12 protein-coding genes are annotated in these 15,519 nt (G+C 65.6%); 2 read left to right on the top strand and 10 right to left on the bottom strand.

The window, feature by feature from the left end; genetic code table 11:
* Positions 1 to 186: 186 nt before the first annotated feature.
* The 4 genes from NP80_RS06370 to NP80_RS06355 all read right to left on the bottom strand — a co-directional run bounded on the left by NP80_RS06370 (position 187) and on the right by NP80_RS06355 (position 5,704).
* Positions 187 to 2,202, bottom strand: a complete 2,016-nt coding sequence (locus tag NP80_RS06370) for a hypothetical protein (protein WP_226823155.1) — start codon at positions 2,200 to 2,202, stop codon at positions 187 to 189.
* Between the two features lie 13 nt (positions 2,203 to 2,215).
* Positions 2,216 to 3,202 carry a DODA-type extradiol aromatic ring-opening family dioxygenase gene (locus tag NP80_RS06365; protein WP_006399668.1) on the bottom strand — a complete coding sequence of 329 codons (987 nt, stop codon included), beginning with the start codon at positions 3,200 to 3,202 and terminating at the stop codon, positions 2,216 to 2,218.
* A gap of 90 nt (positions 3,203 to 3,292) precedes the next feature.
* Positions 3,293 to 4,588 (bottom strand): MFS transporter, encoded by a 1,296-nt coding sequence (locus tag NP80_RS06360; protein ID WP_006403963.1) that lies wholly within the window; start codon positions 4,586 to 4,588, stop codon positions 3,293 to 3,295.
* 141 nt (positions 4,589 to 4,729) lie between these two features.
* Complete coding sequence (locus tag NP80_RS06355) at positions 4,730 to 5,704, bottom strand: PhnD/SsuA/transferrin family substrate-binding protein (RefSeq protein ID WP_045593252.1); 975 nt, start codon at positions 5,702 to 5,704, stop codon at positions 4,730 to 4,732.
* A gap of 297 nt (positions 5,705 to 6,001) precedes the next feature.
* Here NP80_RS06355 and NP80_RS06350 point away from each other — a divergent pair, with 297 nt between their 5' ends.
* Positions 6,002 to 7,027 carry a porin gene (locus tag NP80_RS06350; protein ID WP_006399658.1) on the top strand — a complete coding sequence of 342 codons (1,026 nt, stop codon included), beginning with the start codon at positions 6,002 to 6,004 and terminating at the stop codon, positions 7,025 to 7,027.
* A gap of 582 nt (positions 7,028 to 7,609) precedes the next feature.
* Here NP80_RS06350 and NP80_RS06345 read toward each other — a convergent pair.
* From NP80_RS06345 to NP80_RS06325, 5 genes are all read right to left on the bottom strand, one after another.
* The gene (locus NP80_RS06345) at positions 7,610 to 8,479 is read right to left on the bottom strand and encodes an IclR family transcriptional regulator (protein WP_006399656.1); all 870 of its coding nucleotides are present in this window, start codon (positions 8,477 to 8,479) and stop codon (positions 7,610 to 7,612) included.
* Between the two features lie 95 nt (positions 8,480 to 8,574).
* Positions 8,575 to 9,984: an MFS transporter gene (locus NP80_RS06340; protein WP_006403965.1), complete on the bottom strand. Its 1,410-nt coding sequence runs from the start codon at positions 9,982 to 9,984 to the stop codon at positions 8,575 to 8,577.
* Positions 9,985 to 10,087: 103 nt separating this feature from the next.
* Positions 10,088 to 10,921 carry a sugar phosphate isomerase/epimerase family protein gene (locus NP80_RS06335; protein WP_045593250.1) on the bottom strand — a complete coding sequence of 278 codons (834 nt, stop codon included), beginning with the start codon at positions 10,919 to 10,921 and terminating at the stop codon, positions 10,088 to 10,090.
* A gap of 30 nt (positions 10,922 to 10,951) precedes the next feature.
* Positions 10,952 to 11,563 carry an NIPSNAP family protein gene (locus NP80_RS06330; RefSeq protein WP_006399652.1) on the bottom strand — a complete coding sequence of 204 codons (612 nt, stop codon included), beginning with the start codon at positions 11,561 to 11,563 and terminating at the stop codon, positions 10,952 to 10,954.
* Positions 11,560 to 13,305: an FAD-dependent oxidoreductase gene (locus tag NP80_RS06325; RefSeq protein ID WP_045593248.1), complete on the bottom strand. Its 1,746-nt coding sequence runs from the start codon at positions 13,303 to 13,305 to the stop codon at positions 11,560 to 11,562. The genes NP80_RS06330 and NP80_RS06325 overlap by 4 nt, the downstream gene beginning before the upstream one ends.
* 137 nt (positions 13,306 to 13,442) lie before the next feature.
* Here NP80_RS06325 and NP80_RS06320 point away from each other — a divergent pair, with 137 nt between their 5' ends.
* Positions 13,443 to 14,363 carry an NAD-dependent epimerase/dehydratase family protein gene (locus NP80_RS06320; protein WP_045593246.1) on the top strand — a complete coding sequence of 307 codons (921 nt, stop codon included), beginning with the start codon at positions 13,443 to 13,445 and terminating at the stop codon, positions 14,361 to 14,363.
* On the opposite strand, the gene NP80_RS06315 is transcribed toward NP80_RS06320, so the two are convergent.
* Positions 14,360 to 15,418 (bottom strand): Gfo/Idh/MocA family protein, encoded by a 1,059-nt coding sequence (locus tag NP80_RS06315; RefSeq protein ID WP_045593244.1) that lies wholly within the window; start codon positions 15,416 to 15,418, stop codon positions 14,360 to 14,362. The genes NP80_RS06320 and NP80_RS06315 overlap by 4 nt on opposite strands.
* Positions 15,419 to 15,519 lie beyond the last annotated feature (101 nt).

The following is a 15,519-nucleotide window of genomic DNA, read 5'->3' as shown; positions in this document are numbered from 1 at the left end:
ATCGAACGATTGCGGGCGACGTTGACTCCGTAATTGAGTCGAGCCTGACCGCCCATATCGGCACAACGACGCGCAGCAGCGTATTCAAATGCTCTTGTCGCTCGATTTCCGACCAATATGGCAACGCCAATAAAAAAAGGCACTGCGCGTCGAACCCGCAGTGCCCGAGACCCAGCACGAACCGCTTTAAAGCTTCGGAATATAAAGCGGCATCGAGTCTTCCCACAGCGTATCGGTAATCGCATGCCGGTCGCTACCGTCCGCATTCATCACCCAGTTCTGGCCGTCCGGCTGGAACGTGTCGTCGTACAGCGACAGCTCGTCGCGAAATCCGTACTCGCCCGAGCTGTACGCGATGCGCCCGTCCCATGTCCACGTCGCGTGAGCCTGGTTGGCGCCCGGCGGCGTCAAGCGGCGCACGTCGGTGCCATCCGGCTTGATCGTGTACACGTCGAAGTGAAACTTGTTCGCGTCGTTCGGGTTCACCTCCTTGCGCGTGAACACGATCCTCGTGCCGTCCGGCGACCAGCCGGGGAGATTGTCGGGCTCGGTGGTCAGCACCATCGTCTTACGCGTGTTCAGATCGAGAATTCGCAGGCCCTTGTCGGTCTCGCTCCACACGCGATAGACGATGCGCGTGCCGTCCGGCGAATAGCTCGGGAAGCCCGCGTTCTCCTTGCCGTCGGTCAGGATCTCCGGCTTGCCGTTCATGCTGCCGTCGGCCCTGATGCGCGCGATGCGGCCGGGCATATGGGCTCGCGTGAAGAACCAGCTGCCCACGCCAAACGCAACCCACTGCTTGTCCGGCGACCACGTCGGCTGGAACGCACCCGCGAGGCCCATTGCGACCAGCTTGGGATCCAGACCGCTCGTCGCCGGATCGTAGATGTGGCGCGCATGACTGAAGTCGGTATCCGCGACGACGATCGACGAGCCGACCGCCTTCTCCGTGTACACGAGCGATTTTCCGTCGCGCGACAACTGCGGGAACACGTCGACGAAGCGATAGTTCCATTGCGGATCGAAGCGATATAGCGGCATACCGTTCGGGTGGAACGGTTTGCTGTACACGACTTTCTCGTAGACAACCTTCTTGCCGTCCGCCGAATAACGCGGCGAGCGAATACCGCTGCCCGCCGTCGCACGGGACTGCCCGCCGGTCGTATACAACCCTTCGGCTGCGCCGTTCTTGACGTGATATGCGACGTCGGTCGCGCCAACATATTGCGGGAACACCTTGAATCCCGGCGTATCGGTCAGCTGCTTGCGCACGCCGGTCGCGACGTCCACCTGCACGATCTGCGAGCTCACCTTGCCGATCGCTTCCGGGCGGTGCGCACCCCAGGTCGATTCCACCGGGGTTTCATAAAACACGATCTGCTTGCCGTCGTTCGACCACGACGGCGATCCGTCGGCGTAGCCCGCACGCGCCGCGATCTGTCGGAATCCCGTACCGTCCGGACGAATCTCATAGATGGCCGTTTCCTGCGTGCGCTCCCAGCCAACCGGCAAGTTGTGACCGCGCCACTCGGTGCCGAGATCGGAAGAAAACGCGATCCATTTGCCGTCCGGCGACCACGACGGCCGGAAGAAGCTATGCGGCTTGTCCGGATCGAAGCGGATGTCGCCCGTCACGTTGTGCAAGGCGCCAGTCTTCAGGTTCAGCGTCCAGATGTTGGTCGTGCCCCAGGTGTCGTTATCGCGACGCGACGATACAAATGCAATCACGTCCGGATCGGCCGGGTCGTAGACGGCCGCATCGCTCACACCGGTCCAGTCCGTCAAACGCTGCAGGCCGGTCCCGTCTATCCGCACGCGATACAGGCTTGCATGACCAAGACCGTCGCGCTCCGACGTGAACACGACCCATTTGCCGTCCGGCGAAAACGAACCGTGGTAGTCGAAGCCGCCGGACGCGATCAACCGGTGTTCGTCGCTGCCATCGGCATTCGCGATGTACAGTTCCGACGTCGTGGGGCCGATGCGGTAAAGCAACAAGTCCCCTTTCGAACCGTCGGTCGCTGCTCCGGCTGCCGAAACGAACGCAGCGGCCACGGCAAACGCTGCAAACGACAGCGGTTTTCGTTTTATCTGAAGCGAAGAACACACAGTAACCGTCTCCATTTTGTAGTGAGGATCACATCGGTCTGCATCGTCCGGCAACGTGCGAGTGCCGGCAAACGACGTTTCTCTCGTCGACATGAATGCCGGCGGCTCAGTCGGCTGCGCGCCAGTACATGAAGCCCATTCCCTCGCCGGTGCCGGCCGGTGTACGCCAGCACGGAACGTAGTCGACCAGCGTCATCGGGGCGCCGGTCTTTTCCATCGCTTTCATCACGCTCGCATAGAGCTTGATTTCGGACGTGCCGGACTGATACGCACGGTTGTCGATCGCCGCAAGGCCGTCGTAGTCGTAGTCGGCGAGCATTTTCAGGATTCGGTGGTCGAACTCCTCGTCGTTCACGAAATGCGACAGGCCGCCGGACGCGAAAATGCCGATCCGCACGTCCTCCGGCCACGCGTTCAGCGCGTCGCGCAGCACGTCGCCGAATGCGATACAGCGCGACATCGACGGTTGGGTCGGCGGATAGAAGCAGTTCATCAGCACCGGTACGTGAGGCGGCGGATCGTCGCTCATGATCTGGTGGTACACGAAGCTGTATGCGTGCGGTACCACGGGATAGTCGGGCAACGGCTTCATCCATACATTGTCGGGCCATGCGAACAGGTCGGTGAGGTCGAAGCCCTCGCGCTGAAACCGTTCGATGAGCCAGGCGGCGAGTTGCGGATGACAGCGGTGTGTGACGTGCCGATCCGGCGCATAGACCGCACGCTGGGGCGGCCCGTTATGCACTTCAGCGCCGCTGTAGATCGCAATCGACGGCGACTGATGCGTGAAGATTTCCTTCTGGTCCTTGCCGAGGATGATCGCGACGTCGATGCGTGCGTCGCGATACGCAGCGGCCATCGCGTCGAGCGCCGCCCGGCAGCGCGCCGCACGCGCGCGGCGCTCCTCGAGCGTCAGATACGGCTCGAACGCGGCACCGCGATGCGCTTCGAGTTCGGGATAGGTCCATGTCCGGTTACGGAACCACAATTCAGGGTTCGCGCGGTCGCGTTCGCCGTTCTTGAGCCAGTCCTCCGGCGCCTGCCCCAGCATGCCGCTATGGGGCACCGCCATCCCGAATACGATTTTCGCCATGTATGAAATATCCAGTCCAATACCGCGGGATCACCCGCCGTTACGTTTATCCGAAAGGAAATCCGGAAAAATTCCTGTGGTCGGCGACGGTTACGCCTCGCGCAACGGGCGCGGCGCCATGCTGACCTTCGGCGCCCATTCAGGGCGAAACAGCGTCAGCGTCGCGACTGCGCCGATCAGCAAGAACACGAGGATCACCATCATCGGCAGGTCGTAGCTGTTGCTGACGTGCAGAAGCCACCCGGACAGACTCGCCGCGACGCCGCCGGCAAGGCTCGTCGCGACCTGCTGCACGCCGGTCACGAGTCCGATCGCTTCGCGCGGAATCAGCGTGAGCCGCGACAGCACGAGATTGTTTGCAGTTGTGAAGCCGAGCAACGACAGCGACAGCACGTTCCAGAACAGCGCCATGTCGAGCGAATGCGCGTACGCGCCGAGCAGTACGGTGCTGCCGCCGCAGAAGCCGGCGATCGTGAAGCTCTTGCGTACGACGAGCGGGTTGCCGCCGCGCGCAATTACGAGATCCGCGGCCCACCCGGCCAGCGCGGCGACGACCGCGATGCCGACGAAGCTGAAGAACGTGTAGAGCCCCGACTGCGCAAGCGACAGTCCGCGCTGCTCGACGAGGTACGCGGGCATCCACGTCATGGAATAGAACGTAAAGTAGCCGTAGCAGAAGTTCGTGATCATGCCGCCCCACACGACCGGACTTGCAAGAACGCTGCCGAGCGATACCGAGCGCGCCGTACGGCGGGCGTGCCTCAGCGACTCGCGGCTCGGCAGGTCGTTTCGCACGAGCAGCAACCACGGCGCGAGCCACAACAATCCCAGCAACCCTGTCGCGACGAACATCGCCTTCCACGACCACGCGACGATCACCCACGCGGCTACCGGCGCGCCGATCGCCGGCCCGAGCTTATTGCCCATCGCAAGCAGCCCGACCGCGAGCCCGTTGCGGCGTTCGTCAAAGTTATTGCGAATCCAGCGGTAGCTCGCCGGAATCACGATCGCTTCGGCCACACCAATCACGAGCCGCATCACGACAAGGCCTGCGAGCGTCGACACGGCACCCGTGAGCGCAGTCGCGATGCACCACAGCGCAAAGCAGATTGCATACGGCCACTTCACGCCGTAGCGGTCGGCTACCCAGCCCATCGGTACCTGGAACAGGCCGTAGGACCAGAAGAACGCTGCATTGATCCACCCGCGATCGATACTCGTCAGCGAAAATCGCGTCACGAAACTCGCATCTGCCAATGCGCTCGAAATGCTGCTGCGATCGACGAACGAAATCAGTACGCCGAGTGCAAGGAGCCCGAGGATGAACCAATGGTTCGAACCGCTGCGGTGCCCTGGTTTTGCTGTCTCCATCTGCCTTGTCTTCATGGTTCGCCCTGCATTGCTACGCGTCCGGCGAGATGAGCAATGCGCGCGCCGGACCACTTGCCAACGTTCCGGCTCGAATCTGCGCCGGGTGCGGCTGCCTTGCCGTCTTACCGAAGAGACCATGCCGGTCTCCGGGGTGCGTTACGCTTGCGGGTCGACGAACAGCTCGTCAATCGACATGCGCCGCGGCGTCAGCCCCTGCTTGAACGCCGTCGCTTCGAGCGCCTCGATAGTCTTGATGTTGTCGTGCAGCCCGTACGGCAGCGGGTCGTGCCCGACGATCTCGCGCATACGCAGGTACTTGTTGTCGCTCGGACCGGCGACTTCGCCCGCATCGAGACGCGCAAGCCATTCCTTTTTTGCCTGAGCGAACGCGTCATATAGCGACTTTGCAATCCACGGGTGCTCGCCAAGTACGGAGTCCTTCACGACGATCGTGCCGTGCATCGGATAGATGCCAGTGCACGCGTAGTAGTCCGCCTCCAGTTCACGTGCGTTCGGGAACAGCTCCGGGTAATCCGCCTCCACCTCCTTCCAGCCGCCGGTCGGATTGCCGGTGCGGCCGATGCCCACCGCCGCGGCAAAGCCGGCCGCGAGCTCGCCGCTCGCCATCATGTCGGCGAGCGACGTACCGTTTGCCGCGTGGACGACGTTCGGCGGCAGCTTCAACTGCGTCACATGCTCCTCGTCGTCGACGACCCACGTGACCTTCGACACGTCGACGCCGTATTCGTCGATCAGGACCTGCCGGGTCCATACGCCGGTCGTCACCGAGTACGCCCGCACGCCCACTTTCTTGCCTTCCAGGTCGTTCGGCGTGCGGACATTCGCGTCCGGGCGCACGAGCAGCCCGCCATGATGGAACGTACGCGTGACGAAAACCGGCAACGCGACGAACGGCGCTCCGAACGCGCGCGCAATGAGGTAAGTAGTTGGCGCGAGCTCGCACACGTCGAATTCGACGTCGCGCACCATCCGTCGGAATGCGCCGATCTGCGGTTTGACCGTCACGAATTCGGCCTGCACGCCTTCGATCGGAATCGAGCCGTTACGGATCGCCGCCGTATGCGGATATTCCGCGATTGCAATCTTGAGAGGGACTTTCCTGATCAACATCGTCTCCGCATGGTGGACCGTCGCCGTTGGCTGAAGCGGAAATGCCAGCGCCGGCGATCGGCTTGCAGACAGAACGATAGGCACAGGGCAAGGCGCCGTCCCTACAAAAATTGCAGATTCGCTGGCACTTTTCGCGAGCGCGGTAACGCACCCCGAAAAAAAGTACCAGCGAAAGCATCGTTTCTACAGAGACTTGGATCGTGCGAGGTTTCTATCATCCGCCGTACACAACAACGAACGCTCGCATTGCCCGGTTCGCGAAGCGCAGCCAGGCCGAAAAAAAACAGACGGAGACAAATGAAAAGGACTTCTCTCGCAGCAGTCGTCATGCTGTCGGCGTGCGCGTATCAGGCCGCTCACGCGCAGTCGTCGGTCACGCTCTATGGCGTCGTCGATAACGGCATCGAATATCAGAGCGGTGGTGCGGGACACGTTGTCCGCGCATCGTCGGGCGGGCTCTTCGCGACCGTCTACGGGTTCGTTGGACACGAAGACCTCGGCGGCGGGCTCCGGGTGAACTTCCAGCTGGAGCAAGGTTTTTCGGCGGTCAACGGCGCACCGCAGAATTCGGCGGATGCCTTCAATCGCCTCGCATGGGTCGGCATGTCCGGGCGCTTCGGCGAATTGAGGATCGGCCGGCAGAAGAAGCCGCAATATCAGTATCTCGACGGCGAAATCGATCCGCTGGCTGCGAAGTCGATCGCGTCGCCGCTGAACGACTTCGACGACGTGTCGGTGCGCGCGAGCAATGCGATCACGTGGTTCACGCCGGCGTGGCACGGACTCACTGCGCAGTTTCTCGTGGCGATGCGCGACTCGACGACTACGCCGTCGAACGGCCTGCAGTCGTACAACGTGGTTGTCAAATACGTCAACGGTCCGTGGCACATCGCGGCCGGCTACGACCGGCAGGACAACGCAGCCGGAACATCGGTGCAGAACGTGTTCACGGCGGCCACGTCGCTGAAGGTCGCCGCCGCGCGCTTCTACCTCGTCTATCACACCGAAACGCAAACCGACCACAGCCAGAACGAGGCGACCTGGTCGGCGTCGGTCTCGTGGCAAATCAACCCGACCAACGAGGTCGCCGCGCTGTATGGCTATCTGCACGATCGCACCGGCAACGGCAACAACGCACAGCAATTCGGCCTCGCATACGAGTATCTGCTGTCGAAATCGTCGATTCTCTATGTCGCCGCGGGGCTAATCGACAATCGCAGACGGGCTGCGTATGGACTGAACGGCACGGAGTACTCAGGCGTCGACGTCACGCCGGGCGCGACCGCGCGCGGCGTCATCGTCGGGCTCACGCACAAGTTCTGATCGGTCGGCGATTGCTCGCGCTGGCCACAAACCCACATGCCTCCCACACTTCGTGAGGGAGCCCGGCGGGACGTCAAGGATCGTCGCGCGCAGGCCGTTACGCATAAACCGCTTTCAAATCAGCGATCTGGATGACGCCGGCGGAAGAAGTGGAAACGGGGCCGAAGCCCTTATGGCGGAAGGCAGCCGACTGCAAGTATCGCTCGCGGAGATCCGCCAGGTGAGACTCCCGCAGGCGCAGATAGCCGCCTACCCACAATCCTGCCCATGTTTGGCGCCCCGCGTTCTGGTATCGACGGCAACGCCCTAACCGCAAAAGATGCGAGCAGTTTCCGGCCAAAATGTCACCTAACAGCGCCCTTACGGACTGGGTTGCGTTCGGACGCTCGCGGCGAGCCACCACAATGCTGGCATGCGTGCCATACGCGGATTCAGATGTCGCAGCGCCTCAGCCGAAGTCATGACGGGGCGCGATCCACAGCTCCGTAAACAGAGCGACCACAGCCCCCGGATGAGCAGCGGCACGTCGGTCGTGTCGCCCTCGTTACGAAAAGGAGCGTTTCGACACCGCCGTTCATCTCATCAATCCCTCGCCCCTCGCTTGCGCGTCGACGTTCTCGGCCTACTCACCGGGTCCGCTGCCAACTTCGCGGGCACGCCGGCAGCACCCGCCCGTTTGAACAGTGGAGAACCCAGCGTAGCTGCACTCATGTCCGACGCCGCCTGAAGCAGCAACGGCGCAAGTTCCTTGAGCCGTGACTCCGGCAGGCGGCTCGTCGGGCCGGCCAGGCTGACGATCCCGACCACCTCGTTCGTGACCGGATTGCGTACTGCGGCAGCGATCGACGTCATGCCGATCTCGTAGGTCTCGATCGCGACTCCGTAGCCGCGCTCACGCGCGCCCTTCAGATCTTTCAAGAACTGCTGGATCGTCTTCGGCGCCCGCGGCACATTCTGCGCCTTTGCACCAAGCCCGCCCTGCTTCGACACCAGCTCGAGCGCACGTTCGTCCGGCAGCGTGGCAAGCCAGGCCTGCCCGCTTGCGGTGCAATGCAGCGGCGGCTGGCTGCCCATGTCGGGGTCGTAGCGCAGCCCCGACTTCGCGCCCTGTGCCTTGCCGACGAAGGTGATGTGATCGTCTTCGACCACACCGAGCCGCGCCAGTTCGCCGGACGCCTCGGCCAATCGGTCGAGCACCGGCTGCGAAATGTCGAACACCCCACTCGTCGACAGGTAGATCAGCGCAAGCGATACCAGCTTCAGCGCAAGCATGTACTCACCATGCTCCCTATCCTGCCGCACGAAGCCTTCGTCGATCAGCATCGACAGCAGTCGATGCGTACCGCTGCGCGGAATATTAAGCGTATCGGCAATGGTGGCCAGCGACATGCGGCCGCCGTTCTTTGCCAGCAATTCCAGCACTGCGAGCGCACGCTCGAGATTTCCTGCCATAGCGCCTTCTCATTCGTATCGTGATGGCAAATGAGAACACAATTCCATACTGGAACTCAAGCAGATCCTCGAGCGAACGCTCCCGCGACGCGCGCTCAGTGGCCCGCGCTCACGCTGACGGGCACGAAGGTGCCGCGATGACGCGCGCCCTTGAGCAGCACCGCCGCGCCGCCCACCGCCGCTGGCACCGCGAGCGCCGCGAACACCTGCCCGAAGCTCCAGTTCGCGTGCAGCATCGCCGCACCCAGCATCGCGCCCGCAATGCCGCCGAAGCGGCCGACGCCGAGCATCCAGCTCGTGCCGGTCGCGCGCATCTCGGTCGGGTAGGAGCCGGCCGCGAGCGCGCAAAAGCCGGTATTCGAGCCGTTCATGCAATAGCCGATGCCAAGCGCCAGCACGCAGATGACCGCGAACGAATGGGCCGACGCGCCCATGTACCATGCGAGCGCGCCACCCGCCAGCACGGTCGCGCCGAGCGCGCGGTGCGGATTGAAGCGATCCATCTGCCAGCCGATCAGCACTGAGCCGACCGTGCCTCCGGCCTGGAACAGCGCGCCGACGACAGCCGCCTCGCCCAGCGAAAACCCGAGCCCGCGAATCAGCGTCGGCAGCCAGTTGCCGAGCAGGTAGACGGTAAGCAGGCCCGCGAAATAGCAGATCCACAGCATCACCGTGCCGAACGCATGCTCGCGCGACAGGATCGCCCGCACCGGGCTGCGCGCGTCGCGCGCCGGTTCGTGCGACACGAAACGCGTGCGCTCATCGGCGATGCCGGGCTGCACGCGGTTCAGCACGCCGACCAGACGCACGCGCCGGCTCTCCTTCAGCGCAAGATAGCGTGCGGATTCGGGCAGCCATCTCGCGAGCACCGGCACGTAGGCGACCGGCAGCACGCCACCCAGCAGCAGCACCGAATGCCAGCCCCAGGTCTCGATCAGCCATGCGCTCACGAAGCCGCCGCCCGCCGCGCCGAACGTGAAGCCGCAGAACACCGCCGTCACCATCAGTGCCCGGCGCCGCGGCGGCGCATATTCGGCCATCAGCGTGGCCGCGTTCGGCATCGACGCGCCCAGGCCGATGCCGGTCAGGAAGCGCAGCACCGTCAGCGACGCGACGCCGGTCGCAAAGGCGGACGCCACGCTCCATATCCCGAAGAACAGCACCGCGCCGACCATCACCGTCTTGCGTCCGAAGCGGTCGGACATCGGGCCGGCGGTGAGCGCACCGAACGCGAGGCCGAGCAGGCCGCCGCTCATCACAGGGCCGAGCGCGTCGCGCGGAATCGCCCATGCGCTTGAAATCGACGGCGCGATAAAGCCGATCATCACCGTGTCGAGCCCGTCCAGCATCACGATCAGCATGCATAACAGCAGAACCAGCCACTGGAAGCGGCCGACCGGTTGCGCGTCGAGGAAGTACTGGACGTCGAGCGGCTCGATCCGATCCGTTTCGCGATACTGATTAATATGAGGTCGTGGCCGAGCGGCCGCTTGCGAGGAAGTCATCGAATGTCTCCGGAGTATCGTTGTTGTCGTCGCGTCGAATGCCCGGGCCACACGCGGGCGTTACGCCGCAGGTGAAGCCCGGCCCGTCGTTGCCGCCGCGCGCTCAGGCCGGCACGGCCGCCGCGTCGATCACCGCGCGTGTCGCTTCGCGCAGCCGGCGCGCGCGCGCCACCGCAGGGGTCGTGTTCGCCCATTGCTGGTTCGGCACCTCGACGCTCACCGGCAGGTGCGCGGGCAGCGCGCGCAGGATGCCCGTCAGATCGAGGCCGCCGTCACCCGGCATCAGCCGCGCGCAGCGCGCCTGGAACAGCAGCGTGTCGACGTCGGTCGGCCGCTCGGCCGGCGCATCGCAGAACTGCACGTAGCCGAAGTAGTGGCGCGGCAACGCGCTCAACGTGTCGAGCGACGACCCCGCGCGGTCGAAGTGGATTGGATCGACGATCAGCCCGGTGTTGCGACGGCCACATGCATCGACGATGCGCGCGCCGATGTCGAGATCCTTCACGTCGGTCCACGGCATCGGCTCCAGCGACGGCGACAGGCCGAGCGGCGCGGCGAGATCGCACAGACGGCCGAGCCGCTCGACGGTGCGCGCTTCGTCGGGATCGTTGCCCGCGACGAGCACGTAGCGCGCGCCAAGTTCCGCGGCCGTTTCGAGCATCGGCAGGTAGTCCGTCACGTCGGTATCGGCCTTCAGACGTGCGATTTCGACGTCGAGCACGCGCATGCCCGTATCGCGCAGGACCGCCAGCGTCTCGCGCCGCAGCGGCGTGTCGCCGACAATCGCGTGGCGGACCTCGGTATCGGTGGCCGGCAGCAGGCGCAGGCCGACGTAGTCGTAGCCCGCGTCGACTGCGCATTGCACCATCTGCGGCGGATTCAGTTCGAGCACGGTCAGCGCCGACAGCGACAGCGCGCGGGATTGAGGCTGGGTCATGTCGTCTCCTTGATCGTCATTGCGTCACGTTCAGCGCAGCGGCGAAAACGGCGCGGGCACACAGATCGTCGAGGCCATCGTCGTCAGGTGCGCCGGGCCGCCCTTCGGCGGCCAGATGCCGTCCTTGACCGCTTCCGCCCGAATGCGCGAACGCTCGTCCACGCTCGCATACGGCCAGATGTTCAGAAAGCGCGGCACGTCGCCGTCGAGCGCATACATCGCGCCGACCAGCGGCGAGCGCTTGATACGTTCCGGCACGGCCTGTTCCCACACGTCGATCGTCTGCTGCAGGCTGCCGAGCTTCGTGCCGTACACGCGCATCTCGTAGATGCCGCCGTGCACGGCCGGCTCGATCGGCGGCAGGAACGGGAACAGCGCGTAGCTGCCCGTCTTCACGTCGACGATGGCGTCGCCGCAGCCGAACGGGTTGCCTTCGAGCAGCATTCGCTTGCGCTCGGCGACCAGTGCGGCTTCCGACGCATAGCCGCGCAGCACCAGCACCTGGCCGAGCGTGCCGATGTCGGAATACCAGCAGCCGAGCAGCCTGCCGCCCTGCGGATCGCCGCTTGCCTGGATCCCTTCGAAGACCCGCGCATTCGCGCCGATCTTCACCGTAAGCGTCACTACGTCATACAGTGTCATTGCATTGTCCTCGAGGATGAATCGACGCCGGGGCGCGCGCCATCGGGCGCGGCGTCGGCAAGAGAAAGCGCGGCGAGATAGCCGAAGGTCATCGCAGGCCCGAGCGTGATGCCGCCGCTCGGATAGCAGCCGCCCATCATGCTGGCTGCATCGTTGCCGACCGCGTAGAGGCCGGCGATCGCCGCGCCGCTTCGATCGAGCACGCGCGCATCGCGGTCGGTCGCGAGGCCCGCGAACGTGCCGAGGCTGCCGGGCAATAGCTTCACGGCATAGAACGGCCCCGCCTCGATCGGCGCGAGACACGGATTCGGCCGATGCGCCGCATCGCCCTGCACGCGGTTGTACGGCGTCGAGCCTTTGTGAAACGCCGGATCGGCGCCCTGCTTCGCATACTGGTTGTACGCGGCCACCGTGTCCGCGAGCGCACGCGCATCGATCCCGCACGCGTGAGCCAGCGCATCGAGCGTCGCGCCGCGCTTCAGGTAGCCGGAACGCAGGTACGGGCCGACCGGGAACGGCCGCGGTTTCGAAAAACCGAGCCCGTAACGCCGCTGGAAACGGTGGTCGCAAATCAGCCATGCGCAGACTTCGTCGCCGGCGGGGGTCGTATCCAGCAGCGCGGAGATGAAGTCGTGATACGACGACGCCTCGTTCACGAAGCGCCGGCCTGCGCGCGTCACCGCGATCACGCCCGGTTTCGCGCGCTCGATCAGGTGCGGAAATGCAACGGCGGCGGCGCCCGCTTGCGGCACCAGCGACACGGGCGCCCACGCGGCCGGCGCATCGAGCGTCTGGTCGAAATGCGCGCCGACCGCTTCGCCGAGCCGGATGCCGTCGCCGGTATTGCAGAGCGGCGCTGCCGACCAGTGTTCGCGCCCGGACGGCGTATACGCGAAAGTCTGCGCGCGCCGCGCCGGATCGTGCGGAAAGCCGCCGCACGCAAGCACGACCCCGCGCGCTGCGCGTACCTCGTGCACGACGCCGTCGATCTCGACCCGCGCGCCGGTCACGCGTTCGGCGTCGCGCATCAGGCCGATCGCTTTCGCATGCGTGCGCAGGTCGACGCCGCGATCGGCCGCCGATTTCAGCAGCCGAGCGACGAGTGCATTGCCGTTGACGAGATGCATCGAACGTCCGTGGCGCAGCTTGTGCCACGCGAACGCAGCCAGCCGGCGACTCGCGTACAGCGCCGACTTCGGCGAGCGCGTCGCGCGATAGAAGTGCGCGAGATCCTGCCCGGACGCGAGCGCCATCCCCCTGATCGTCGTGACCGACAGCGGCTCGCGCAGCTTGTCGATCAGCGGGCCTAGCTCGCGGCCGTCGAACGGCATCGCGCAGACCGAGCGCCCGCCCGCACCGGCGCCCGGCGTCGTATGGAAATCGGGAATGCGGTTGCCGTCGATGAAGCGCACGGCCGTATGCCGTTCGAAAAACGCGACCATCTCCGGGCCGCGTTCGAGCAGCGCATCGACCTTGTCGGCGTCGTAGTGCGCGCCCAGTTCGTGCTTCAGATAGGTGCGCGGCGCATCGATGTCCTCGCGGATTCCCGCGCGCGTCGCGAGCGGATTGCGCGGAATCCACATCCAGCCGCCCGACCACGCGGTCGTGCCGCCGAACACGGCCTCCTTCTCCGCGACGATCACGCGCAGGCCCCGCGCGGCCGCCGTCACCGCCGCCGCGAGCCCGCCCGCGCCGGAGCCCAGCACCAGCACGTCGCAGTCGAGTATCGGTTCACGCTTCATGTTCGCTATGCCCGTTCAGTGTCCCCAACGCCGGATGCGATGTCATCGCGACGTTTGTGGAATGTTCTTTCGATGTGGAATACTATTCCACTAATTCGAGTTTCGCAAAGACTTTGTGACGACAGGGAGGCACGACAATGCGGGTACTGGTAACGGGCGGCAGCGGTTTTCTCGGCGCGTGGATCATCAGGAGGCTGCTGGCACGCGGCATCGACTGCGTGAGCTTCGACGTGGGCGCGAACCCGCGCCTGGTCGACGCGCTCGCACCCGCGCGCGCCGCGGCGGTGCGCTGGCGCACGGGCGACGTCGCCGATGCGGCGGCCACCGCACGCGCGCTCGACGGCTGCGACGCGGTGATCCATCTCGCCGGCATCCTCACGCCCGCCTGTGCGGCCGACCCGGTGCGTGGCGCGCAAGTCAACCTGATCGGCACGCTGAACGTGTTCGAGGCCGCTCGCGCGGCCGGGCTGCGGCGCGTGCTCTATGCGAGCAGCGCCGGCGTGTTCGGCCCGGACGACGGCGCGGTGCCGCTGCCGCAGACCCACTACGGCGCGTTCAAGCTCGCGTGCGAAGGCTCGGCGCGTGCGTACTGGCACGACCACGGGATCGCAAGCGTCGGCTTCCGCCCGCTGGTGGTCTACGGCGCCGGACGCGAGACCGGCTCGAGCGCCGGGCCGAGCCTCGCATGCCGCGCGGCCGCACGCGGCGAGCGCTATACGATTCCGTTCAGTGGCACGACGGGCCTCGTCTACGCGGACGATGTCGCGGCTGCGTACGAGGCCGCGCTGCTGCACGACTTCGACGGCGCGCACGCGTTCACGCTGGCCGGCGAGATCACGCCGGTGACCACGCTGATCGAGCGGATCGCGGCCCTCGCGCCGGATGCGCACATCGATGCCGACGGGCCGCCGCTGCCGATCGCGACGGACTTCCTCGACGATCCCGCGCTCGCGCGGTTGCTGCCGGGCCTGCCGCGCACCGCGCTCGACGACGGCCTGCGGCAGACCATCGCGTTCTATCGCCACGGCGTGCCGGCGCTCGCCGCGGCCGGCCGCTAGGGCCTGTTCAGGCTCGCGACGGCGGCGGGCGCCACCGCGGTGCGCGCCGCCACCGCGCGATGCACGGCGAGCGTCGCCGCGAGTGTGCGCGCCGCGTCGTCCGCCGAACACAGCGGCGCTTCGTCGCCGGCGATCACCGCCGCGAAATGGCGCAGCTGCTCGTGGTAAGGGTCCGCGTCGTGCGGCGTGCAGCGCTCGACCGTCAGCGGCTCGTGCCAGCCCTTCGCGCCGCGATACGCCCAGAGATCGAGCTGCGGCAGCGTGAGCGACGCATCGGTGCCGATCAGGAAATGGGTATTCACCTGCTGGCGCGGATAGTGCGCGGCCTCGCCCGCGGCGAGATCCCAGTTCCACGGCGACACCGCACAGTCCGACACGGCCAGCGTGCCGAGCGCGCCGCTGTCGAAGCGCAGCAGGACCGCAGCCGTGTCCTCGACGTCGAAACCGCGCACGCCGTTCGAGGTCTGCGCGCAGACTTCGACGATCTCGCCGAGCAGGAAACGCATGATGTCGATGTCGTGAATCAGGTTGATCAGCACGGGGCCGCCGCCTGCCTGGCGGCGCCACTCGACGTCGAAATACGCGTCGGGCTTGTAGAACGTCGCGAGCGCATTGGCCGCGACGGGCCGGCCGAGCCGACCCGATTGCACGATCTCGCGGGCACGCCGCAGTATCGGATTGTGCCGACGATGGTGCCCGACCAGCAGCGGCACGCCGGCTTCGCGCGCGGCGCGGCTCATGGCAGCCGCCGCGTCGACGCTGTCCGACACCGGTTTCTCGATCAGCGCGGGGACGCCGCGCGCGATACATGCGAGGCCGACCGCCACGTGTGTCGCATTCGGCGTCGCGACGATCGCGCCGTCCGGACGCACCTCGTCGAGCATCGCCGCGTAGTCGGCGAACCAGCGCAACCCCTCGGCGCGCGCGAACTGCTCCGCTGCCGGCGACGGGTCCGCGATCGCCACCACCTCCACCTGCGGATGCACCCGCGCGCGCTCCACATGCATCCGTCCGATCGCACCAGCACCGATCACTGCCAGCCGTCTCCTTGCCATCGCTTCATCTCCTTTTCGGGTTTACGACGCGTGTCCGCGACCAACCGGGTGAATACCCCGATTTCTTGAAATCGTCTTTGATTGTTGAATGCTATTCCAGT

This window comes from Burkholderia multivorans ATCC BAA-247 (assembly GCF_000959525.1).
In the GTDB taxonomy this organism is placed as follows: Bacteria; Pseudomonadota; Gammaproteobacteria; order Burkholderiales; family Burkholderiaceae; genus Burkholderia; species Burkholderia multivorans.
Note: the sequence above shows the minus strand (reverse complement) of the source record. Positions and strands in the feature narration are given on the sequence as shown.

What these genes read in the sequence shown, in the direction of transcription:
- NP80_RS06370 (WP_226823155.1), bottom strand. Translation starts at nt 2,202, where the DNA reads ATGTCGACGAGAGAAACGTCGTTTGCCGGCACTCGCACGTTGCCGGAC.
- NP80_RS06365 (WP_006399668.1), bottom strand. Translation starts at nt 3,202, where the DNA reads ATGGCGAAAATCGTATTCGGGATGGCGGTGCCCCATAGCGGCATGCTG.
- NP80_RS06360 (WP_006403963.1), bottom strand. Translation starts at nt 4,588, where the DNA reads ATGAAGACAAGGCAGATGGAGACAGCAAAACCAGGGCACCGCAGCGGT.
- NP80_RS06355 (WP_045593252.1), bottom strand. Translation starts at nt 5,704, where the DNA reads ATGTTGATCAGGAAAGTCCCTCTCAAGATTGCAATCGCGGAATATCCG.
- NP80_RS06350 (WP_006399658.1), top strand. Translation starts at nt 6,002, where the DNA reads ATGAAAAGGACTTCTCTCGCAGCAGTCGTCATGCTGTCGGCGTGCGCG.
- NP80_RS06345 (WP_006399656.1), bottom strand. Translation starts at nt 8,479, where the DNA reads ATGGCAGGAAATCTCGAGCGTGCGCTCGCAGTGCTGGAATTGCTGGCA.
- NP80_RS06340 (WP_006403965.1), bottom strand. Translation starts at nt 9,984, where the DNA reads ATGACTTCCTCGCAAGCGGCCGCTCGGCCACGACCTCATATTAATCAG.
- NP80_RS06335 (WP_045593250.1), bottom strand. Translation starts at nt 10,921, where the DNA reads ATGACCCAGCCTCAATCCCGCGCGCTGTCGCTGTCGGCGCTGACCGTG.
- NP80_RS06330 (WP_006399652.1), bottom strand. Translation starts at nt 11,563, where the DNA reads ATGACACTGTATGACGTAGTGACGCTTACGGTGAAGATCGGCGCGAAT.
- NP80_RS06325 (WP_045593248.1), bottom strand. Translation starts at nt 13,305, where the DNA reads ATGAAGCGTGAACCGATACTCGACTGCGACGTGCTGGTGCTGGGCTCC.
- NP80_RS06320 (WP_045593246.1), top strand. Translation starts at nt 13,443, where the DNA reads ATGCGGGTACTGGTAACGGGCGGCAGCGGTTTTCTCGGCGCGTGGATC.
- NP80_RS06315 (WP_045593244.1), bottom strand. Translation starts at nt 15,418, where the DNA reads ATGGCAAGGAGACGGCTGGCAGTGATCGGTGCTGGTGCGATCGGACGG.